This window comes from Streptomyces sp. NPDC090119 (assembly GCF_044747085.1).
Taxonomy (GTDB): domain Bacteria; phylum Actinomycetota; class Actinomycetes; order Streptomycetales; family Streptomycetaceae; genus Streptomyces.
The window spans coordinates 259,628-281,086 of the sequence record NZ_JBIVDK010000002.1 but is presented as its reverse complement, the minus strand read 5'-3'; the positions used below and the strand labels follow the sequence as shown (position 1 = coordinate 281,086).

The 21,459-nt window shown below is 71.0% G+C and carries 18 protein-coding genes; 17 read left to right on the top strand and 1 reads right to left on the bottom strand.

Translation table 11 applies throughout. The annotated features are described in order from the left end of the window. The first annotated feature begins 2 nt into the window (after positions 1-2). The 12 genes from murF to ACIPPM_RS08575 all read left to right on the top strand — a co-directional run bounded on the left by murF (position 3) and on the right by ACIPPM_RS08575 (position 12,624). Positions 3-1,418, top strand: a complete 1,416-nt coding sequence (murF, locus tag ACIPPM_RS08630) for a UDP-N-acetylmuramoyl-tripeptide--D-alanyl-D-alanine ligase (protein ID WP_401444762.1) — start codon at positions 3-5, stop codon at positions 1,416-1,418. Then, the gene (gene mraY / locus ACIPPM_RS08625; RefSeq protein ID WP_401444760.1) at positions 1,415-2,488 is read left to right on the top strand and encodes a phospho-N-acetylmuramoyl-pentapeptide-transferase; all 1,074 of its coding nucleotides are present in this window, start codon (positions 1,415-1,417) and stop codon (positions 2,486-2,488) included. Before murF ends, mraY begins: the two co-directional genes overlap by 4 nt. Then, positions 2,470-3,912 carry a UDP-N-acetylmuramoyl-L-alanine--D-glutamate ligase gene (gene murD, locus ACIPPM_RS08620; protein WP_401444757.1) on the top strand — a complete coding sequence of 481 codons (1,443 nt, stop codon included), beginning with the start codon at positions 2,470-2,472 and terminating at the stop codon, positions 3,910-3,912. The genes mraY and murD overlap by 19 nt, the downstream gene beginning before the upstream one ends. A 71-nt stretch (positions 3,913-3,983) precedes the next feature. Further along, on the top strand, positions 3,984-5,342 hold the full coding sequence (gene ftsW / locus ACIPPM_RS08615; RefSeq protein ID WP_401444754.1) for a putative lipid II flippase FtsW: 1,359 nt from the start codon (positions 3,984-3,986) through the stop codon (positions 5,340-5,342). A gap of 6 nt (positions 5,343-5,348) precedes the next feature. Beyond that, positions 5,349-6,437 carry an undecaprenyldiphospho-muramoylpentapeptide beta-N-acetylglucosaminyltransferase gene (gene murG, locus ACIPPM_RS08610; RefSeq protein ID WP_393911201.1) on the top strand — a complete coding sequence of 363 codons (1,089 nt, stop codon included), beginning with the start codon at positions 5,349-5,351 and terminating at the stop codon, positions 6,435-6,437. A gap of 27 nt (positions 6,438-6,464) precedes the next feature. After that, positions 6,465-7,259: a cell division protein FtsQ/DivIB gene (locus ACIPPM_RS08605; protein WP_401444750.1), complete on the top strand. Its 795-nt coding sequence runs from the start codon at positions 6,465-6,467 to the stop codon at positions 7,257-7,259. Positions 7,260-7,535: 276 nt separating this feature from the next. After that, on the top strand, positions 7,536-8,756 hold the full coding sequence (gene ftsZ / locus ACIPPM_RS08600; RefSeq protein ID WP_401444747.1) for a cell division protein FtsZ: 1,221 nt from the start codon (positions 7,536-7,538) through the stop codon (positions 8,754-8,756). Continuing rightward, a complete protein-coding gene (gene pgeF / locus ACIPPM_RS08595; protein WP_401444745.1) occupies positions 8,753-9,481 on the top strand; it encodes a peptidoglycan editing factor PgeF in 729 nt (242 codons plus the stop codon). The genes ftsZ and pgeF overlap by 4 nt, the downstream gene beginning before the upstream one ends. Positions 9,482-9,487: 6 nt before the next feature. Continuing rightward, complete coding sequence (locus ACIPPM_RS08590) at positions 9,488-10,207, top strand: YggS family pyridoxal phosphate-dependent enzyme (protein ID WP_401444743.1); 720 nt, start codon at positions 9,488-9,490, stop codon at positions 10,205-10,207. A gap of 129 nt (positions 10,208-10,336) precedes the next feature. Further along, positions 10,337-10,978: a cell division protein SepF gene (sepF, locus tag ACIPPM_RS08585; protein ID WP_161146522.1), complete on the top strand. Its 642-nt coding sequence runs from the start codon at positions 10,337-10,339 to the stop codon at positions 10,976-10,978. A gap of 49 nt (positions 10,979-11,027) precedes the next feature. Continuing rightward, positions 11,028-11,318, top strand: a complete 291-nt coding sequence (locus tag ACIPPM_RS08580; protein ID WP_030347861.1) for a YggT family protein — start codon at positions 11,028-11,030, stop codon at positions 11,316-11,318. A 52-nt stretch (positions 11,319-11,370) separates the two neighbouring features. Beyond that, a complete protein-coding gene (locus ACIPPM_RS08575; RefSeq protein ID WP_401444739.1) occupies positions 11,371-12,624 on the top strand; it encodes a DivIVA domain-containing protein in 1,254 nt (417 codons plus the stop codon). Positions 12,625-12,888: 264 nt separating this feature from the next. Here the strand turns inward: ACIPPM_RS08575 and ileS are convergent, their stop codons facing one another. After that, positions 12,889-16,026, bottom strand: coding sequence for an isoleucine--tRNA ligase (gene ileS / locus ACIPPM_RS08570; RefSeq protein ID WP_401444736.1), 3,138 nt, complete (start codon positions 16,024-16,026; stop codon positions 12,889-12,891). 558 nt (positions 16,027-16,584) lie between these two features. Between ileS and ACIPPM_RS08565 the strand changes: the two genes are divergently transcribed. From ACIPPM_RS08565 to ACIPPM_RS08545, 5 genes are all read left to right on the top strand, one after another. Next, positions 16,585-17,586 carry a TraR/DksA family transcriptional regulator gene (locus ACIPPM_RS08565; RefSeq protein WP_401444734.1) on the top strand — a complete coding sequence of 334 codons (1,002 nt, stop codon included), beginning with the start codon at positions 16,585-16,587 and terminating at the stop codon, positions 17,584-17,586. Positions 17,587-17,698: 112 nt separating this feature from the next. Then, the gene (gene lspA / locus ACIPPM_RS08560) at positions 17,699-18,271 is read left to right on the top strand and encodes a signal peptidase II (protein WP_401444732.1); all 573 of its coding nucleotides are present in this window, start codon (positions 17,699-17,701) and stop codon (positions 18,269-18,271) included. A 67-nt stretch (positions 18,272-18,338) separates the two neighbouring features. Further along, positions 18,339-19,283: an RluA family pseudouridine synthase gene (locus ACIPPM_RS08555; RefSeq protein WP_401444729.1), complete on the top strand. Its 945-nt coding sequence runs from the start codon at positions 18,339-18,341 to the stop codon at positions 19,281-19,283. Then, complete coding sequence (locus ACIPPM_RS08550) at positions 19,280-19,756, top strand: GNAT family N-acetyltransferase (protein ID WP_401444727.1); 477 nt, start codon at positions 19,280-19,282, stop codon at positions 19,754-19,756. Before ACIPPM_RS08555 ends, ACIPPM_RS08550 begins: the two co-directional genes overlap by 4 nt. Positions 19,757-19,851: 95 nt before the next feature. Next, the gene (locus ACIPPM_RS08545; RefSeq protein WP_401444725.1) at positions 19,852-21,438 is read left to right on the top strand and encodes a Na+/H+ antiporter; all 1,587 of its coding nucleotides are present in this window, start codon (positions 19,852-19,854) and stop codon (positions 21,436-21,438) included. Positions 21,439-21,459: the final 21 nt, after the last annotated feature.

Here is a 21,459-nt window from a genome sequence, read left to right as displayed (position 1 = left end):
TTGTGATCGCCCTCTCCCTCGCCGAGATCGCAGCTGTCGTCGGCGGGCAGACACACGACATACCGGACACGTCCGTCCAGGTCACCGGACCGGTCGTCCGGGACTCCCGCGAAGTGGTGCCCGGCACCCTGTTCGTCGCCTTCGTCGGCGAGCGGGTGGACGGCCACGACTTCGCCGCCTCGGTGGTCGAGGCGGGCGCGGTCGCCGTGCTGGCGTCGCGCCCCGTCGGCGTGCCCGCGATCGTCGTGGACGACGTCCAGGACGCGCTGGGCGCCCTCGCCCGGCATGTCGTCGAACGGCTCGGCGCGACCCTCGTCGCCCTGACCGGCTCGGCGGGCAAGACCAGCACCAAGGACCTCATCGCGCAGGTGCTCGGCGGCAAAGCGCCCACCGTGTTCACGCCCGGCTCGCTCAACAACGAGATCGGGCTGCCGCTGACCGCCCTGTCCGCCACCGAGGAGACCAGGTTCCTCGTCCTGGAGATGGGCGCCCGCGGTATCGGGCACATCCGCTACCTCGCCGAACTCACCCCGCCGAAGGTCGGGTTGGTCCTCAACGTCGGCAGCGCCCACATCGGTGAGTTCGGTGGCCGCGAGCAGATCGCCCAGGCCAAGGGCGAGTTGGTGGAGAGCCTGCCCTCGGCGGCGGACGGCGGCGCGGCGATCCTCAACGCCGACGACCCGCTGGTGCGCGCGATGGCCTCCCGTACCCAGGCGAAGGTGGTCCTTTTCGGAGAGTCGGCCGAAGCGGACGTACGGGCCGAGAACGTACGACTCACGGACAGCGGACAGCCCGCGTTCAGGCTTCACACACCCTCCGGTGCAAGCGATGTGACCATGCGCCTGTACGGTGAGCATCACGTGTCGAACGCGCTCGCCGCGGCCGCCGTCGCCCATGAGCTGGGCATGTCCGCAACCGAGATCGCGACCGCGCTCTCCGGGGCGGGCACCCTCTCCCGCTGGCGCATGGAGGTCACCGAGCGCCCGGACGGCGTGACCATCGTCAATGACGCCTACAACGCCAACCCCGAGTCCATGCGGGCCGCCCTCAGGGCGCTCGCGGCCATGGGCAAGGGGCGCCGCACGTGGGCGGTGCTCGGCAAGATGGCCGAGCTGGGGGACGAGGCTCTCGCCGAGCACGACGCGGTCGGACGGCTCGCCGTCCGGCTCAACGTCAGCAAGCTCGTCGCGGTCGGTGGCATCGAAGCCTCCTGGCTGCAACTGGGCGCATACAACGAGGGTTCGTGGGGTGAGGAGTCGGTGCACGTGTCCGACGCACAGGCGGCGATCGACCTTTTGCGCAAGCAGTTGCGTCCGGGGGACGTCGTGCTGGTGAAGGCGTCCCGGTCGGTGGGGCTGGAGAGGGTCGCCCAGACGCTCGCCGAGGCCGGTACCGAGGGTGAGGTCGCCGCCCGATGATGAACCAGGTCCTGTTCTCGGGCGTCATCGGTCTCTTCCTGACGCTGATCGGCACCCCGCTGCTGATCAAGCTCCTCGCCCGCAAGGGCTACGGCCAGTACATCCGCGACGACGGCCCGCGCGAGCACGCCAGCAAGCGCGGTACGCCGACCATGGGCGGTATCGCCTTCATCCTGGCCACGATCGCCGCGTACTTCCTCAGCAAGGTGATCACCGGCAAGCCGCCGACGTACTCCGGCCTGCTGGTGCTGGGCCTGATGACCGGCATGGGCATCGTCGGCTTCCTCGACGACTACATCAAGATCGTCAAGCGGCGCTCGCTCGGTCTGCGCGCCAAGGCGAAGATGGCCGGCCAGCTGATAGTCGGCATCGGGTTCGCGGTGCTCGCCCTGATGTTCCCGGACAACCGGGGCAACACCCCGGCCTCCACCAAGCTGTCGTTCATCACCGACTTCGGCTGGACCATCGGCCCGGTGCTGTTCGTGGTCTGGGCGCTGTTCATGATCCTCGCCATGTCCAACGGCGTGAACCTCACCGACGGTCTGGACGGCCTCGCCACCGGCGCCTCCGTCCTCGTCTTCGGCGCCTACACGTTCATCGGCACCTGGCAGTTCCAGGAGTCCTGCGCCAACGCCATGACCCTGACCAACCCGGCCGCCTGTTACGAGGTGCGCGATCCGCTGGACCTCGCGGTGGTCGCCTCCGCCCTGATGGGCGCCTGCCTGGGCTTCCTGTGGTGGAACACCTCCCCGGCGAAGATCTTCATGGGCGACACCGGCTCGCTCGCCCTCGGCGGTGTCCTCACCGGCCTGGCCATCCTCTCCCGCACGGAGCTGCTGGTGGCCATCATGGGCGGCCTGTTCGTCCTCATCACCATGTCGGTCGTCATCCAGGTCGGCTCCTTCCGGCTCACCGGGAAGCGCGTCTTCCGGATGGCACCGCTCCAGCACCACTTCGAACTCAAGGGCTGGTCCGAGGTCCTTGTCGTGGTCCGCTTCTGGATCATCCAGGGCATCTGCGTCATCGTCGGACTGGGCCTCTTCTACGCGGGATGGGCAGCGGACAAGTGACCTCCTCGGTGCCTTCGGGGCCCAGCGAATTCCAGGGCAAGCACGTCACCGTCGCCGGACTCGGCGTCTCCGGCCTCCCGGCCGCGAAGGCGCTGCACGCGCGCGGGGCGATCGTCACGGCCGTCAACGACGGCGACGACGCCCGCGCCCGCGAACAGGCCGCGGAACTGGAGGCGCTCGGCATCACCGTCCGCCTCGGCGACGGCGCCACCCTCCCCGAGGGCACCGAGCTGATCGTCACCGCGCCCGGCTGGCAGCCCGACAAGCCGCTGTTCCTGGCGGCCGAGCAGGCGGGCGTCCCCGTCTGGGGCGACGTCGAGCTGGCCTGGCGCCTGCGCGGGCCCGACGCGGCCCCCTGGCTCGCCGTCACCGGCACCAACGGCAAGACCACCACCGTGCAGATGCTCGCCTCCATCCTGAAGGCGGCGGGCCTGCGCACGGCCGCGGTCGGCAACATCGGCGTCTCCCTGCTGGACGCCGTCCTCGGCGACGAGAAGTACGACGTGCTCGCCGTCGAGCTGTCCAGCTACCAGCTGCACTGGGCGCCCTCCCTGCGCGCGTACTCCGGCGCGGTCCTCAACCTCGCCCCGGACCACCTCGACTGGCACGGCTCCATGGACGCCTACGCCGCCGACAAGGGCCGTATCTACGAGGGCAACAAGGTCGCCTGCGTCTACAACGTGGCCGACCCGCGCACCGAGGACCTGGTGCGCGAGGCCGACGTCGAAGAGGGCTGCCGGGCCGTCGGGTTCACCCTGAACGCCCCGGCCGTCTCCCAACTCGGCGTCGTGGACGGCATCCTGGTCGACCGCGCCTTCGTGGAGAACCGGCAGAAGAACGCCCAGGAACTGGCCGAGGTCTCCGACGTCGACCCGCCCGCCCCGCACAACATCGCCAACGCCCTGGCGGCGGCGGCCCTCGCCCGCTCCTTCGGGGTGCCCCCGCAGGCGGTACGCGACGGACTGCGCGCCTTCAAGCCCGACGCCCACCGCATCGCGCACGTCGCCGACATCGACGGCGTGGCCTGGGTGGACGACTCCAAGGCCACCAACACCCACGCCGCGGAAGCCTCGTTGGCCGCCTACGAGCCGATCGTGTGGATCGCGGGCGGACTGGCCAAGGGCGCCGAGTTCGACGAGCTGGTGGCCAACTCCGCGAAGCGGCTGCGCGGGGTCGTCCTGATCGGCGCCGACCGCGCGCTGATCCGCGAGGCCCTCGCGCGACACGCCCCGGAAGTACCCGTCGTGGACCTCGACCGGACCGACACTGGGGCGATGCTCCAGGCGGTGACGGAGGCGAAGCGGCTGGCCCGGCCCGGCGACACGGTTCTGCTGGCCCCGGCCTGCGCCTCCATGGACATGTTCACCAACTACAACGAGCGCGGCGACGCGTTCGCGGCCGCCGTCCGCGAACTCGGCGCCTGACCCCGGCCGCCCCGTGCCGGGCGGACCTTGGGAGGGACGCGTGGGACGGTCGACGTTCAGCGGAGGCGTTGATGCCCAGTAGCCGTACCGGACGGCCGCCCGTACAGCGGGCGGCCCGTCCCGCACCCCCGAGGATCGCGCGGGACAACCCCCTGCGGCGCCTGCGCACCCGCGCGAACAAGGCGTGGGACCGGCCGCTGACCGCCTACTACCTGATCCTGGGCGGCAGCATGCTGATCACCGTCCTGGGCCTGGTGATGGTCTACTCGGCCTCCCAGATCACCGCGCTGCAGCTCTCGCTGCCCGGCTCGTTCTTCTTCCGCAAGCAGTTCCTCGCCGCGCTCATCGGCGGCGCGCTGCTGTTCGCCGCCTCCCGTATGCCGGTCCGGCTGCACCGGGCGCTGGCCTACCCGATCCTGGCCGCCGCGGTGTTCTCCATGGCCCTGGTGCAGGTGCCGGGGATAGGGATGTCGGTCAACGGCAACCGGAACTGGATCTCGCTCGGCGGCTCCTTCCAGATCCAGCCCAGCGAGTTCGGCAAGCTCGCCCTGGTGCTGTGGGGCGCCGACCTGATCGCCCGCAAGCAGGACAAGAAGCTGCTGACCCAGTGGAAGCACATGCTGGTCCCGCTGGTGCCGGTCGCCTTCCTGCTGCTCGGGCTGATCATGCTCGGCGGGGACATGGGCACCGCGATCATCCTCACCGCGATCCTCTTCGGCCTGCTCTGGCTCGCCGGAGCCCCGACCCGGCTCTTCGCCGGGGTGCTGTCGGTGGCGGCGCTGATCGGTGTGATCCTCATCAAGACCAGCCCCAACCGGATGGCCCGGCTCGCCTGCATCGGCGCCACCGAGCCCAAGGCGGGCGTCGCCGACTGCTGGCAGGCGGTACACGGCATCTACGCCCTGGCCTCGGGGGGGATCTTCGGTTCCGGGCTGGGCGCCAGCGTGGAGAAATGGGGCCAACTACCCGAAGCCCACACGGACTTCATCTTCGCCGTCACAGGTGAGGAACTGGGTCTGGCGGGCACGCTGTCGGTACTGGCCCTGTTCGCGGCTCTAGGCTATGCGGGTATCCGCGTGGCCGGACGCACGGAGGACCCCTTCGTGAGGTATGCCGCGGGAGGCGTGACGACGTGGATCATCGCCCAGGCGGTGATCAACATCGGTGCGGTGCTCGGCCTGCTGCCGATCGCCGGCGTCCCGCTCCCGCTGTTCTCCTACGGAGGGTCCGCCCTGCTGCCGACCATGTTCGCCATCGGACTGCTGATCGCCTTCGCGCGTGACGAGCCCGGTGCGCGGGCGGCACTCGCGATGCGGCAGCCCCGCTTCGGAAGGAAGCGGGCGGCAGGCTCCCGTGCCGAGCGGGTGCCACGGAGATGGAACACGATGCGACGGCGTGCCTCGGCGGCGCGTTCGTCCGGAGAGCGGTGAATTTCGGTGCATGTCGTACTCGCCGGCGGGGGTACCGCGGGCCACATCGAGCCCGCGCTCGCCCTCGCGGACGCCCTGCGCAGGCAGGACCCCACCGTGGGGATCACGGCCCTGGGCACGGAGCGCGGCCTGGAGACCCGGCTCGTCCCGGAGCGCGGCTACGAGCTGGCGCTGATCCCGGCCGTGCCGCTGCCGCGCAAGCCCACCCCTGAGCTGATCACCGTGCCGGGGCGGCTGCGCGGCACGATCAAGGCCGCCGAGCAGGTCCTGGAGCGCACCAAGGCGGACGCGGTCGTCGGCTTCGGCGGCTACGTCGCGCTGCCCGGCTACCTGGCCGCCAAGCGCCTCGGCGTGCCGATCGTGATCCACGAGGCCAACGCCCGCCCCGGCCTGGCCAACAAGATCGGCTCCCGCTACGCGGCCCGGGTCGCCGTCTCCACGCCCGACAGCAAGCTGCGCGACGCCCGCTACATCGGCATCCCGCTGCGCCGCTCCATCGCCACGCTGGACCGCGCGGCCGTACGCCCCGAGGCCCGCGCCCGCTTCGGCCTGGACCCCAACCTGCCCACGCTGCTCGTCTCCGGCGGCTCCCAGGGCGCCCGGCACCTCAACGAGGTCGTCCAGCGGGTCGCGCCCTGGCTCCAGCAGGCGGGCATCCAGATCCTGCACGCGGTCGGCCCGAAGAACGAACTGCCGCAGGTGCAGCAGATGCCGGGGATGCCCCCGTACGTCCCGGTAAGTTATCTGGACCGGATGGACCTCGCGTACGCCGCGGCCGACATGATGCTCTGCCGCGCGGGCGCGATGACCGTCGCCGAACTCACCGCCGTCGGGCTCCCGGCCGCCTACGTCCCGCTGCCCATCGGCAACGGCGAACAGCGGCTGAACGCCCAGCCGGTGGTCAAGGCGGGCGGCGGACTCCTCGTGGACGACGCGGAACTGACGCCGGAGTGGGTGCAGCAGAACGTGCTCCCCGTCCTCGCCGACCCGCACCGTCTCTACGAGATGTCCCGCGCCGCCGGTGAGTTCGGCCGCCGGGACGCCGACGACCTGCTCGTCGGCATGGTCTACGAGGCCATCGCCTCCAGCCGTTAGGCACGTCACGACGAAGGGACAGCGAGCGTGGCCGGTTCGACCACCGCCGAGCGCGGTGAACGCCAGCGGGAGTCGGCCGGCCCGCCGCTCGTCCGTCAACTTGGGCGCCCCCGGCTCCGTATGATCATCGCATCGGCCGTGTTGCTGGTTCTGGTGGGCGCCGGTTCCGTCTGGGTGCTCTACGGCTCCGAGTGGCTGCGCGTGCGGTACGTCTCGGTCTCCGGCACCGGGGTGCTCACCCCCGCCGAGGTCCGCGACGCCGCCGCCGTGCCGGTCGGCGGCCCGCTCGCCTCGGTCGACACCGACGCCGTCCAGGCGCGCCTGCGGGGGAAGTTGCGCCGGATCGACACCGTCGAGGTCGCCCGGTCCTGGCCGCACGGCATCACGCTGAAGGTGACCGAGCGTGTTCCGGTGCTGCTCGCGCGGGAGAAGGGCGAGTTCACCGAGATCGACAAGGAGGGCGTACCTTTCGCCACCGTGGGGAAGGCGCCCAGGGGTGTACCGATGCTCGAACTCGCCGCGTCCCGCAAGGGATCGGGTGCCGCCAGCCTGCGCCGCTTCGGCACCGGACGCCTCGTGCGCGAGGCGGTCCGGGTGGCGGGCAGTCTCCCGCCCGCCGTCGCCCGGGACACCGGGACCGTCAAGGTCGCCTCGTTCGACGCCATCACCCTGGAGTTGGGGCACGGCCGTACCGTGGAGTGGGGGAGCGGGGAGCAGGGGCGCGCCAAGGCACGGGCCCTCACAGCTCTCATGAAAGCAGCTCCGGGCGCCCGGCACTTCGACGTGACCGTGCCCACCGCCCCCGCGTCAGCGGGGAGTTGACGCACATCAGCGCAGGCCAGCACCCTGGTTGGGCACTGCTACGGCTGATCACATAGGGTGAAAAGAAAAACGGGAGGTTCGGCGTGTTCGTTGAACGGGCGCCGCTTGTCGACTTAGTGTCCTGTTCAGAAGACTCCAGGGAACAGACACACTGGTAACCCTAAACTTCAGCGTTAGGGTTCGGGTCGGCGTTCGGACCGTCCCAATTCGGCATCCGTCGTCCCGGTCGGGAACCGCCCGGCGCGACAACGTAATTCGAGGCGAGAGGCCTTCGACGTGGCAGCACCGCAGAACTACCTCGCAGTCATCAAGGTCATCGGTGTCGGCGGCGGTGGTGTCAATGCCATCAACCGGATGATCGAGGTCGGCCTCAAGGGCGTCGAGTTCATCGCCATCAACACCGATGCCCAGGCGCTGTTGATGAGCGACGCCGACGTCAAGCTGGACGTCGGCCGTGAACTCACCCGCGGACTCGGCGCGGGCGCCAACCCGGCCGTCGGCCGGAAGGCCGCCGAGGACCACCGCGAGGAGATCGAAGAGGTCCTCAAGGGGGCCGACATGGTCTTCGTCACCGCCGGTGAGGGCGGCGGCACCGGTACCGGCGGCGCGCCCGTCGTGGCCAACATCGCCCGCTCGCTGGGCGCCCTCACCATCGGCGTGGTCACGCGCCCGTTCACCTTCGAGGGACGGCGCCGCGCCAACCAGGCCGAGGACGGCATCGCGGAGCTGCGCGAAGAGGTCGACACCCTCATCGTGATCCCCAACGACCGGCTGCTGTCCATCTCGGACCGCCAGGTCTCGGTCCTGGACGCGTTCAAGTCCGCCGACCAGGTCCTGCTCTCCGGTGTCCAGGGCATCACCGACCTCATCACCACCCCCGGTCTGATCAACCTCGACTTCGCCGACGTCAAGTCGGTCATGTCCGAGGCCGGTTCGGCCCTCATGGGCATCGGCTCGGCCCGCGGCGACGACCGCGCGGTGGCCGCCGCCGAGATGGCGATCTCCTCGCCGCTGCTGGAGGCGTCCATCGACGGCGCCCGGGGTGTCCTGCTCTCCATCTCCGGCGGCTCCGACCTCGGCCTCTTCGAGATCAACGAGGCGGCCCAGCTGGTCAGCGAGGCCGCCCACCCCGAGGCCAACATCATCTTCGGCGCGGTCATCGACGACGCCCTCGGCGACGAGGTGCGGGTCACCGTGATCGCGGCCGGCTTCGACGGCGGCCAGCCCCCGGCCCGCCGGGACAACGTCCTCGGCTCGTCCTCGGCGTCCTCCGCCAACTCCTCGTCCCAGCGCCGTGAGGAGCCCGCTCCGCCGCGTCAGCAGCAGCCGGAGAGCCGCCCGAGCTTCGGCTCGCTGGGCAGCGTGACCCCGAAGGAGGAGCCGGAGCCGACCCCCGAGCCGGTGGTCGAGATCCCGGTGGCCCCGCCGGTGCCGCAGTCCCGTACCTACGCGGACAGCGCGGCCGAGGAGCTGGACGTGCCGGACTTCCTGAAGTGATAGGACAGCGCGAACACGTGAGCGGCGCGCACTTCGCCTTCACCGACAGGTGGGGCGGGGTGAGCGCCGCTCCGTATGCGGAGCTCAACCTCGGCGGCGCGGTCGGCGACGACCCCGACGCCGTACGCACCAACCGCGAACTCGCCGCCAAGGCGGCGGGCATCGACCCCGCGCGGGTGGTCTGGATGAACCAGGTGCACGGCGCCGAGGTGGCGGTCGTGGAGGAGCCCTGGGGCGAGCACCCGGTGCCGGAGGTCGACGCGCTCGTCACCGCCCGGCGCGGACTCGCCCTCGCCGTCCTCACCGCCGACTGCGTACCGGTCCTGCTGGCCGACCCCGTGGCGGGCGTCGTCGCGGCGGCGCACGCGGGACGGCCCGGCATGCTCGCCGGGGTCGTCCCGGCCGCCGTACGCGCCATGACCGCACTGGGCGCTGAGCCCGGCCGGATCGTCGCCCGCACCGGACCCGCCGTGTGCGGCCGGTGCTACGAGGTGCCGGAGGCGATGCGCGCCGAGGTGGCCGCCGCCGAACCGGCGGCGCACGCCGAGACGAGCTGGGGCACTCCGGCCGTCGACGTGAGCGCCGGAGTGCACGCGCAGCTCGATCGGCTCGGCGTGCGCGACCGGGAGCAATCCCCGGTGTGCACAAGGGAGTCGGACGATCACTTCTCGTACCGCCGCGACCGTTCCACCGGACGGCTCGCCGGCTATGTGTGGCTGGACTGATGGGGCATGACGGACCGTAGGACCGAACTCGCCGGGAATCTGGCGAAGGTTGAGGAGCGCATCGCCGCCGCCTGCGCGGCCGCGGGGCGGGCACGGGAAGAGGTGACCCTGATCGTGGTCACCAAGACCTACCCGGCCGACGACGTAAGGCTGCTGGCGGAGCTGGGGGTGCGTCAGGTCGCCGAGAACCGGGACCAGGACGCCGCCCCGAAGCACGCCGAGTGTGCGGAACTGCCGCTGGAATGGCACTTCGTGGGTCAGTTGCAGACCAACAAAGTGCGCTCCGTGGCCGGTTATGCCGATGTCGTGCAGTCGGTCGACCGGGACCGGCTCGTCACCGCGCTGTCGAAGGAGGCCGTGCGGGCCGGGCGCGAGATCGGCTGCCTCATCCAGGTCGCACTGGACGCGGGGGCGAGCGGCCGCGGCGAGCGCGGCGGGATCGCGCCGGACGGGATCGGCGAGTTGGCCGACCTGATCGCCCGTTCGCCCGGACTGCGGCTGGACGGCCTGATGACCGTCGCGCCGCTCACCGGGGAGTACGCGGGACGCGAACGCGCCGCCTTCGAACGCCTCGTGGATTTGTCGACCGACCTGCGCCGGACCCATCCTGCTGCGACCATGGTGTCCGCAGGGATGAGCGCGGACCTCGAGGAGGCCGTCGCGGCCGGGGCGACACATGTACGCGTCGGCAGCGCGGTACTCGGAGTCCGTGCCAGGCTCGGGTAACGTCGCCAAGAAGTCGGACCACAGCAGAAAATATGGTCAATGTCCGCCGAAAGCGGATGCAACGACCGAGTGGATCGCGGGCACTTGGCAGTCGTCACCCGATCCACCACAGAGCGGAGGACTCAGAGCATGGCCGGCGCGATGCGCAAGATGGCGGTCTACCTCGGCCTCGTGGAGGACGATGGGTACGACGGCCGGGGTTTCGACCCCGATGACGACTTCGAGCCCGAACTGGACCCGGAGCCCGAGCGGGACCACCGACGGCACGAGCCGACACACCAGTCGCACAGTGCACATGTGTCCCAAAGGGATGAATCGGTGCGAGTGGTGCAGCCTCCGGCGCAACGCGAACCGGTGTCCCATTCCCCGGCGCTGACCGCGGAATCGGGGCGCCCGGCGCGTATCGCGCCCGTGGCGTCCATCACACAAGAACGTCAGTCCCTGGAGAAGAACGCACCGGTGATCATGCCCAAGGTCGTGTCGGAACGAGAGCCGTACCGCATCACCACCCTGCACCCGCGGACCTACAACGAGGCCCGTACCATCGGGGAACACTTCCGCGAGGGCACCCCGGTGATCATGAATCTGACCGAGATGGACGACACCGACGCGAAGCGACTTGTCGACTTTGCGGCGGGTTTGGTGTTTGGACTTCACGGCAGTATCGAACGGGTGACGCAGAAGGTCTTCCTGTTGTCTCCTGCTAACGTCGATGTCACGGCGGAGGACAAGGCCCGCATCGCAGAGGGCGGGTTCTTCAACCAGAGCTGAAGACGTACCACCGGAAGACGCACGGAACAGGGGAGAGGGAAGCACAACCATGAGCGTGTTCGCGCAGGTGATCTACATCGCGCTGATGGTGTTTCTCGTCGTCCTGATCTTCCGGCTGGTCATGGACTACGTCTTCCAGTTCGCCCGCTCGTGGCAACCCGGCAAGGCGATGGTGGTCGTACTGGAGGCCACCTACACTGTCACCGATCCACCGTTGAAGCTTCTGCGGCGGTTCATCCCGCCGTTGCGGCTCGGGGGCGTGGCACTCGACCTGTCCTTCTTCGTTCTGATGATCATCGTCTACATCCTCATCTCCGTGGCGGGGAGCTTCGTGCGATGAGGGTGGACGATACGGTCTTGCCGACTGCCGATGACTACGTTGAGGTGAAGAGATGCCGTTGACCCCCGAGGACGTGCGGAACAAGCAGTTCACGACCGTCCGCCTCCGAGAAGGCTATGACGAGGACGAGGTCGATGCCTTCCTCGACGAGGTCGAAGGCGAACTGACCCGTCTTCTCCGCGAGAACGAGGATCTGCGCGCCAAGCTGGCCGCCGCCACGCGGGCCGCCGCGCAGAACCAGCAGAACATGCGCAAGCCTCCGGACCAGCAGGACCAGCAGCAGCAGGGCATGCGCGGTCCGGGCGCTCCGGTACCCGCCGGGATATCGGGCCCGCCGCAGCAGCAGATGGGTGGCCCCATGGGTGGCCCGCCCCAGCTGCCGAGCGGTGCCCCGCAGCTCCCCGCCGGTCCCGGCGGACAGGGCGGCCCGCAGGGTCCCGGCCCCATGGGCCAGGGCCAGATGGGCCCCGGCCCGATGGGCCAGGGTCAGGGACAGATGGGCCAGGGCCCGATGGGTCCCGGTCCCATGGGCCAGGGTCCGATGGGCCAGGGACAGATGGGCCAGGGCCCCGGCCCCATGGGTCAGGGTCCCGGTCCGATGGGCCAGGGTCCGATGGGTGGTCAGCCGCCCATGCCGCAGCAGATGGGCGGCCCCATGGGCGGTCCGATGGGCGGCCCCGGCATGCCCGGTCAGGGTGGCCCCGGCGGCGACAGCGCCGCGCGTGTCCTCTCGCTGGCCCAGCAGACCGCCGACCAGGCGATCGCCGAGGCCCGCTCCGAGGCCAACAAGATCGTCGGTGAGGCCCGCAGCCGCGCCGAGGGTCTGGAGCGCGACGCCCGTGCCAAGGCCGACGCCCTGGAGCGGGACGCGCAGGAGAAGCACCGCGTGGCCATGGGCTCCCTGGAGTCCGCGCGCGCCACGCTGGAGCGCAAGGTCGAGGACCTGCGTGGCTTCGAGCGCGAGTACCGGACGCGTCTGAAGTCGTACCTGGAGTCGCAGCTGCGTCAGCTGGAGACCCAGGCCGACGACTCGCTCGCTCCGCCGCGTACTCCGGCCGCCCCGTCCCTCCCGCCGTCCCCGGCGCCCTCGATGGCTCCGGCAGGCGCGAGTGCCCCGTCCTACGGGGGTGGCAACCAGGGCATGGGTGGCCCCCAGTCGCCCGCCGGTCCGTCGTACGGCGGCCAGCAGCAGATGACGCCGGCCATGACCCAGCCGATGGCTCCGGTCCGGCCGCAGGGCCCGTCCCCGATGGGTCAGGCTCCCTCGCCGATGCGCGGGTTCCTGATCGACGAGGACGACAACTGACGGCGGCGCACGGCCTGTAGTACGCCACAGGCGTCGGCAGCGTTCAGGGCGGCCCCCGGACTTCGGTCCGGGGGCCGCCCTGTTTTACGCGTGTTGAGCAGGGTTGCCGATACAGCCGACGGGGCGCGTGCCAACCCGAGGGGCCTGGGGCTGTATCGGATATGCGGCTCCGCCGCGTGAGCGCGACCAGCCACGGGGCGCCCGCAGCCTCGAAACAACAACGGCGGCCCCCCACAGGGAGCCGCCGTTGCTGAATGCGGAGCCTTACGCCTTACGCAGACGGAACGTCAGGGAAAGCCCCTCGTCCACGAAAGCCTCGCCGAAGCTCTCGTCCGCCTCGCCCTGGGCGAAGTCCGTGGCGAGCACCTCGTCCGCGATGAGCCCCGAGTGCTCGGACAGGGCGGCGACCACCGCGGGGTCGGCAGCCGACCATCGCAGCGCGATCCGGTCCGCCACGTCGAGCCCGCTGTTCTTGCGGGCCTCCTGGATCAGCCGGATGGCATCCCGAGCGAGCCCCGCCTGTCGCAGCTCCTCGGTGATCTCCAGGTCCAGCGCGACCGTGGCGCCGGAGTCGGACGCCACGGACCAGCCCTCACGCGGGGTCTCCGTGATGATCACCTCGTCCGGGGCGAGAGCGACCGTCTCCCCGTCGACCTCGACCGAGGCGGTGCCCTCGCGCAGCGCCAGCGACAGCGCGGCGGCGTCCGCGGCGGCGACCGCCTTGGCCACGTCCTGCACCCGCTTGCCGAACCGCTTGCCGAGCGCACGGAAGTTGGCCTTGGCGGTGGTGTCCACCAGGGAGCCGCCGACCTCGGACAGCGAGGCCACGGACTCGACGTTCAGCTCCTCGGTGATCTGCGCGCGCAGCTCCGGGCCGAGGGTGTCGAAGCCCGCCACGCCGACCAGGGCGCGGGACAGCGGCTGACGCGTCTTGACGCCGGACTCGGCACGCGTGGCGCGGCCCAGCTCCACCAGCCGCCGGACGAGCACCATCCGCTGGGACAGCTCCGGGTCGACCGCCGACAGGTCGGCCTCCGGCCAGGTGGAGAGGTGGACCGACTCCGGGGCGTCCGGGGTCACCGGCACGATCAGGTCCTGCCAGACCCGCTCGGCGATGAACGGGGTGATCGGCGCCATCAGCTGGGTGACCGTCTCGACCACCTCGTGCAGCGTGCGCAGCGCGGCCTTGTCGCCCTGCCAGAACCGGCGGCGCGAGCGGCGCACGTACCAGTTCGACAGGTCGTCGACGAACGCGGAGAGCAGCTTTCCGGCCCGCTGGGTGTCGTACGCCTCCAGTGCCTTGGTCACCTGGTCGGTGAGGGCGTGGAGTTCGGACAGCAGCCAGCGGTCGAGCAGCGGGCGGTCGGCCGGGGCCGGGTCGGCGTCGCTCGGCGCCCAGCCGGAGGTGCGGGCGTACAGCGCCTGGAAGGCGACGGTGTTCCAGTACGTCAGGAGCGTCTTGCGGACGACCTCCTGGATGGTGCCGTGGCCGACCCGGCGGGCCGCCCACGGCGAGCCGCCGGCCGCCATGAACCAGCGCACCGCGTCCGCGCCGTGCTGGTCCATGAGCGGGATGGGCTCCAGGGTGTTGCCCAGGTGCTTGGACATCTTGCGGCCGTCCTCGGCGAGGATGTGGCCGAGGCACACGACGTTCTCGTAGGAGGACTCGTCGAACACCAGGGTGCCGATGGCCATCAGGGTGTAGAACCAGCCGCGGGTCTGGTCGATGGCCTCGGAGATGAACTGGGCCGGGTACCGGCTCTCGAACAGCTCCTTGTTCTTGTGCGGGTAGCCCCACTGCGCGAACGGCATCGAACCCGAGTCGTACCAGGCGTCGATGACCTCGGGCACGCGCGCGGCGGTGTCGCCGCACTCGGGGCACGGGAAGGTCACCGCGTCGATGTACGGGCGGTGCGGGTCCAGGCCGGACTGGTCGGTGCCGGTCAGCTCGCTCAGCTCGGCGCGGGAGCCGACCACGGTCAGGTGGTCGTTGTCGCAGCGCCAGACGGGGAGCGGGGTGCCCCAGTAGCGGTTGCGGGAGAGCGCCCAGTCGATGTTGTTGCTCAGCCAGTCGCCGAAGCGGCCGTGCTTGACCGTCTCCGGGAACCAGTTGGTGCCCTCGTTCTCCGCGAGCATCCGGTCCTTGACGGCGGTGGTGCGGATGTACCAGGACGGCTGGGCGTAGTACAGCAGCGCGGTGTGGCAGCGCCAGCAGTGCGGGTAGCTGTGCTCGTAGGGCAGGTGGCGGAAGAGCAGGCCGCGCTCGTCCAGGTCCGCGGTGAGCTTCTCGTCGGCCTTCTTGAAGAAGACGCCGCCGACGAGCGGGATGTCCTCCTCGAAGGTGCCGTCGGGGCGGACCGGGTTGACCACGGGCATGCCGTAGGCGCGGCAGACCTTGAGGTCGTCGTCACCGAAGGCGGGGGCCTGGTGGACCAGACCGGTGCCGTCCTCGGTGGTGACGTACTCCGCGTTGACCACGTAGTGCGCGGGCTCCGGGAACTCGACGAGCTCGAACGGGCGCTGGTAGGTCCAGCGCTCCATCTCGGCGCCGGTGAAGGACTGGCCGGTGGGCTCCCAGCCCTCGCCGAGGGCCTTGGCGAGCAGCGGCTCGGCGACGACGACCTTCTCCGTGCCGTCGGTGGCGACGACGTAGGTGACGTCGGGGTGGGTGGCGACCGCCGTGTTGGACACCAGGGTCCACGGGGTCGTCGTCCACACCAGCAGGGACGCCTCGCCCGCGAGCGGGCCGGAGGTGAGGGGGAAGCGGACGTAGACGGAGGGGTCGACGACCGTCTCGTAGCCCTGGGCCAGCTCGTGGTCGGAGAGGCCGGTGCCGCAGCGGGGGCACCAGGGGGCCACGCGGTGGTCCTGGACCAGCAGGCCCTTGTCGAAGATCTGCTTCAGCGACCACCACACCGAGTCGATGTACTCGGGGTCCATCGTGCGGTACGGGTCCTCGAGGTCCGTCCAGTAGCCCATGCGGGTGGTCAGCTCGGCGAAGGCGTCCGTGTGCCGGGTCACCGACTCGCGGCACTTGGCGTTGAACTCGGCGATGCCGTACGCCTCGATGTCCTTCTTGCCGGAGAAGCCCAGCTCCTTCTCGACCGCCAGCTCGACCGGCAGGCCGTGGCAGTCCCAGCCCGCCTTGCGGCCGACGTGGTAGCCGCGCATGGTGCGGAAGCGGGGGAAGACGTCCTTGAAGACGCGGGCCTCGATGTGGTGGGCGCCCGGCATGCCGTTCGCGGTCGGCGGGCCCTCGTAGAACACCCACTCGGGGCGGCCCTCGGACTGCTCCAGGGTCTTGGCGAAGATCTTCTGGTCGCGCCAGAAGTCGAGCACGGCGTGCTCAAGCGCGGGCAGGTCGACCTGGGCGGGCACCTGGCGGTACGTCGGCGCTGTCATCTGCGAGCATCCTCCAACGGAACTTGCTGCCTTCCGTCGGAGGGACGAGAGCGTTCTTCCTGTTCACGCCATGTGCGGCGCGCTCCCGCGGTACCACCCTCCTTGGCCCCCGTCGTGCGCCCGCACGGCGATGAGCCCCCTCATTGGGGTCGCGAAGCCGGTTCTACTCGCTCCCGCCCAGTGGCAGGGGCTTTCCTCCGGCGGCTCCGGGGTGATCTTCACATCGCGCTCGCCACCGGGCTTCCACCGACCCCGGCTCGCTCTGGGCTGCGATACGACGCTACTCGTCCCCATCCACGCTTCTCGCTCCGCCCAGTGTACGGCGCCGGGCGGACAGCGGCCGACCGCTTTTTCCGCGCGGACTCCGACCCGAATGGCGGTGAGGCCGGGGTGACGGGTTACGGGCCGGGGAGGTGGGCACAACGGATGCAGGTCTGCTGCGCGGGGGGCGCGGGGCGGGCGAATCGGGCGGCGTGCCCCGTTGCCGCGGGACCCAAGTCGATTTATCGTCCCAGCACGATTCGCCTGCAATCTCACGTATGTGAAGGGGCCGCGGCCATGGTGGCGAAGAAGACCTCCGGCGGTTCGGCGGAAAGGGGGAGCGGGCGGGCCAGGGCGGCTTCCGCCGGGAAGAAGAAGGCGGCTGCGGGCGAGAAGAAGGCGGCCGTCGAGAAGGCCGTGGCCAAGAAGGCTCCCGCCGAGAAGAAGACGGCGGCGGCCGCCAAGGCCCAGAAGAGTTCCGCGCCGGTCCGTGAGGGCGGCGCGGGGAAGACCACTGCCAGGAAGGCGTCCGCTGCGCGGGCGGCCGGTGAGAAGACGGGCGGCGAGACGGTGACTCCCAGAAAGACGGCCGCCGAGGCCACCGCCGCCGAGGCGGCGACCCCCCGGGGCACGACGGCCGGGAAAGCGGCCACCAGGAAGACCAGCACCACGAAGGCGAGCACCAAGAAGACCGTCGCCAAGAAGGCGGCCACCAAGAAGGCGGTCGCCGAGAAGACGGCCGCCAAGAAGACAGCTGCCCGGAAGGCCGCCCCCAAGAAGGCGGCCGAGAAGAGCACGGCCAAGAAGACGGGAGCCACGAGGGTGGTTGCGAAGAAGACCCCTGGCACGGCCACGGCGGAGCAGGGCGCCCTGCCCAAGGCGCGCCTGGCCGCCGCCGAACCCGGCGATCTGGCCGTACGCCCCGGCGAGGACCCCTGGACCCCCCAGGAGGTCGCCGAGGCCCGCGCGGAGCTGGCCGCCGAGGCGGACCGGCTGGACACGGAGATCACCTCCTCCGAGGCGTCCCTGGTCGGCATGATGCGCGACTCGGCGGACGGCGCGGGCGACGACGAGGCCGACACCGGCAGCAAGAACATCACCCGCGAGCACGAGCTGGCCCTCGCCGCCAACGCGCGCGAGATGCTCACCCAGACCGAGCGCGCCCTCGAACGGCTGGACGCGGGCACCTACGGCCTGTGCGAGAGCTGCGGCAACCCCATCGGCAAGGCCCGCATGCAGGCGTTCCCCCGGGCCACCCTGTGCGTGGAGTGCAAGCAGAAGCAGGAACGCCGCTCCTGACCTCCGGGTCCGCTCTCCGCCGCCCTTCCTGATCCGGCCCGACCGACAAGACACCCCCTGGGGGGCGTGCCGTACTCTCTCCTCAGTCAGGCACCTAGGTTGAGGGACTCACGTGGCAGAGGCGGAGCGCATCATCGGTACGCCGGACACTCCGGAGGACAGTGGGGCGCGGGCCGAGGCCCCCGCGGGGCGGACCGGGCGCGGGCGCCGGATCGCCGTGCTCTTCGCGGTGGCCGTGTTCGCCTACGCCCTCGACCTCGGCAGCAAGCTGCTGGTGGTGGCCAAGCTGGAGCACAACCCCCCGATCCAGCTCGTCGGGGACCTCCTGGAGCTGCACGCCATCCGCAACCCCGGTGCCGCCTTCGGCTTCGGGGCGGCCTTCACGATCATCTTCACGGTGATCGCGGCCGCCGTGATCGCGGTGATCATCCGGCTGGCCCGCAAGCTCTACAGCACCCCCTGGGCCATCGCGCTCGGCCTGCTGCTCGGCGGTGCCCTCGGCAACCTCACCGACCGGATCTTCCGCGCCCCCGGTGTCTTCCAGGGCGAGGTCGTCGACTTCATCGCGCCCCGCGGCTTCGCCGTGTTCAACCTGGCGGACTCCGCGATCGTGTGCGGCGGCATCCTGATCGTGCTGCTGTCCTTCCGCGGCCTGGACCCGGACGGCACCGTCCACAAGGACTGACGCCCTCCCGCACCGGTTTTCCACAGGCTCGTTCGGCGCCTTCTCACCCGTCCGGCATACTCGACGGGTGAGCACGATTCCCGAGATCCGAACCCTGCCCGTGCCCGACGGCCTGGAGGGCGAGCGTGTCGACGCCGCCATCTCCCGGATGTTCGGCTTCTCCCGCACCAAGGCGGCGGAGCTGGCCACGGCCGGCAAGGTCCAGGTCGACGGCGCCGTGGTCGCCAAGTCCGAGCGGGTGCACGGCGGAGCCTGGCTGGAGGTGGAGATGCCGCAGGCACCCGCCCCGGTGCAGCTGGTCGCCGAGCCGGTCGAGGGCATGGAGATCGTGTACGACGACGATGACCTGGTCGTCATCGTCAAGCCGGTCGGCGTGGCCGCGCACCCTTCGCCCGGCTGGACCGGCACGACCGTCATCGGCGGTCTCGCCGCCGCCGGGTACCGGATCTCCACCTCCGGCGCGGCCGAGCGCCAGGGCGTCGTGCACCGGCTGGACGTCGGCACCTCCGGGCTGATGGTGGTCGCCAAGTCGGAGCGCGCGTACACCTCGCTCAAGCGCCAGTTCAAGGAGCGCACGGTCGACAAGCACTACCACACCCTGGTCCAGGGCCACCCGGACCCGATGAGCGGCACCATCGACGCCCCCATCGGCCGCCACCCCCAGCACGACTACAAGTGGGCCGTGATCGCCGAGGGCAAGGCGTCGGTGACGCACTACGACCTCATCGAGGCGTTCCGCTCCGCCTCCCTGCTGGACGTGAAGCTGGAGACGGGCCGCACCCACCAGATCCGCGTCCATATGTCCGCCCACCGCCACCCCTGCGTCGGCGACCTGACCTACGGCGCCGACCCCACGCTCGCCAAGCGGCTGGGGCTGGAGCGCCAGTGGCTGCACGCGGTCCGGCTCGGCTTCGAGCACCCGGCGGACGGCCGGTGGGTGGAGTTCGAGAGCGACTACCCCGAGGACCTCAGCCGGGCCCTCGACCGCGTCCGGGAGGAGACGTACGCGTGAGCGCGCCGTACACCGTCCGCGTCGCCGAGGACCCCGCCGACCGTGAGGCGTGCTTCACGGTCCGCAAGGACGTCTTCGTCGCCGAGCAAGGCGTCCCGCAGGACATCGAGTACGACGCGTACGACGCCACCGCCGTGCACGTCCTGGCGATGGGCGAGGACGGCGTGCCGCTCGGCACCGGCCGGCTGCTGCACGGAGCGGCGGCCGCAGCCAAGACCGGCGGGGACGCCTCGGTGGGCTCGCTGGGACGGCTCGCGGTGACCCGGCGGGCGCGCGGCCTCGGCGTCGGCGCGGCCCTGGTGCGGGCCATCGAGGACGCGGCCCGCGAACTCGGCCTCACCGCCGTCGACCTGCACGCCCAGACCCAGGCCCTCGGTTTCTACGAGCGCCTCGGCTACACGGCGTACGGCCCCGAGTTCCTGGACGCCGGGATCGCGCACCGGGCGATGCGCCGCCCGCTCGGGCCCGCGTAGGACTGCCGTACGAGGGCGGGCCGCTGACCGGCCCGCAGCAGCCGACGTGGCAGGCTGGAGGCTTGCGGTGATCGTTTACCTCCGGAGAGCGCTACGTGGATCAGCTGGCCCTGTTGTTCGTGATCCTGCTCGCCGCCCTGGTGAGCGTCCCGGTGGGCGAATACTTCCGACTGCCCGCGCCGGTGCTGATGACGCTGTTCGGCGGGGTGCTCGCCGTGCTGCCCTTCGTGCCCAACGTCGACATCCCGCCCGACCTGATCCTGCCCGCCCTGCTGCCGCCGCTGCTCTACGCGGCGGTGCGGCGCACCTCCTGGCGGCAGTTCGCGGCGAACGTCCGGCCGATCTTCCTGCTGGCCGTCGCCCTGGTCTTCGTGACCACGATCTGTGTCGCCGCGGTCGCCCACGCCATAGTGCCGGGCCTGCCGGTCGCCGCCGCGGTGGCGCTCGGCGCGCTGATCGCCCCGCCCGACCCGGTCGCCGCGACCGCCGTCGCCGGGCAGCTCGGGCTGCCGCGCCGCCTGGTCTCCATCCTGGAGGGCGAGGGGCTGTTCAACGACGTCACCGCGATCGTGCTCTACCACGTGGCCATCGCGGCCGCGATCAGCGGTGAGTTCTCGCCCTGGGAAGCAGGTCTCGACCTGGTGCTCTCCGCGGTCGTCGCCGTCGTCATCGGCCTGGCCCTCGGCTGGGGCGCCAACAAGCTGATGTCCCTGCTGGGCGACGCCACCCTCCAGATCGGCCTGACCCTGCTGGTGCCCTACGCCTCCTACGTGCTCGCCGAGGAGCTGCACGGCTCGGGCGTGCTCGCGGTGCTCACCACCGCCCTGTTCCTCTCCGAGTACGCCAGTGACGCCGACGACGTGATGACCCGGCTGGCCGGGCACACCTTCTGGGACATCATCGACACCCTGGTCACCGGTGTCGCCTTCGGGCTGATCGGCCTCGAACTGCACAACGCCGTCCGCACCGCCTCCGGCCGCTGGAGCGAGCTGGTCGGCTGGGCGGCGGCGGTCGCGGCCGTCGTGATCCTGGTCCGGCTGCTCTGGCTGCTGCCCGCGACCTGGCTGACCAAGCGGCTGCACGCCCGGCGGGACATCGACGAGGAGATCCCGGTCGGCTGGCGCGAGACCGTGGTGATGTGGTGGTCCGGGATGCGCGGGGTGGCCTCGGTGGCGCTGGCCCTCGCCGTCCCGCTCACCACCGAGGACGGCGGGCCCTTCCCGGACCGGGACATCATCGTCTTCATCGCCTTCGGAGTGATCATCGCCACCCTGGTGCTCCAGGGGCTGACCCTGCCCCGGCTGGTGCGCAAGCTCGGGGTGAAGGCCGACTCCGAGCGGGAGAAGGAGTTCGAGAAGGATCTCGCCGTCCGCGCGACCAAGGCCGCGCGGCGCAAGCTGCGGGAGATCGAGCAGGTCGAGGACCTCCCCGAGGAGCTGTCCGAGCAGATGCTGCGGCGCGCCTTCGACATCGGCATCCGCATCAGCCCCGACATGGGCGAGGAGGAGCGCAAGGAGGCCCACCAGAAGCGGGCCCGGCGCCTGAAGCGGGTGCGGCAGATCCAGTCGGAGATGATGAGCGCCGCCCGCCACGAGGTGCTCGCGGCGCGCAGCGAGCCGGGGGCGGACCCGGAGATCGTGGACCGGGTGCTGCGCCATCTCGACGTACGCAGCCTGCGCTGAGCCGCCCCCGGCTCGTCGGAA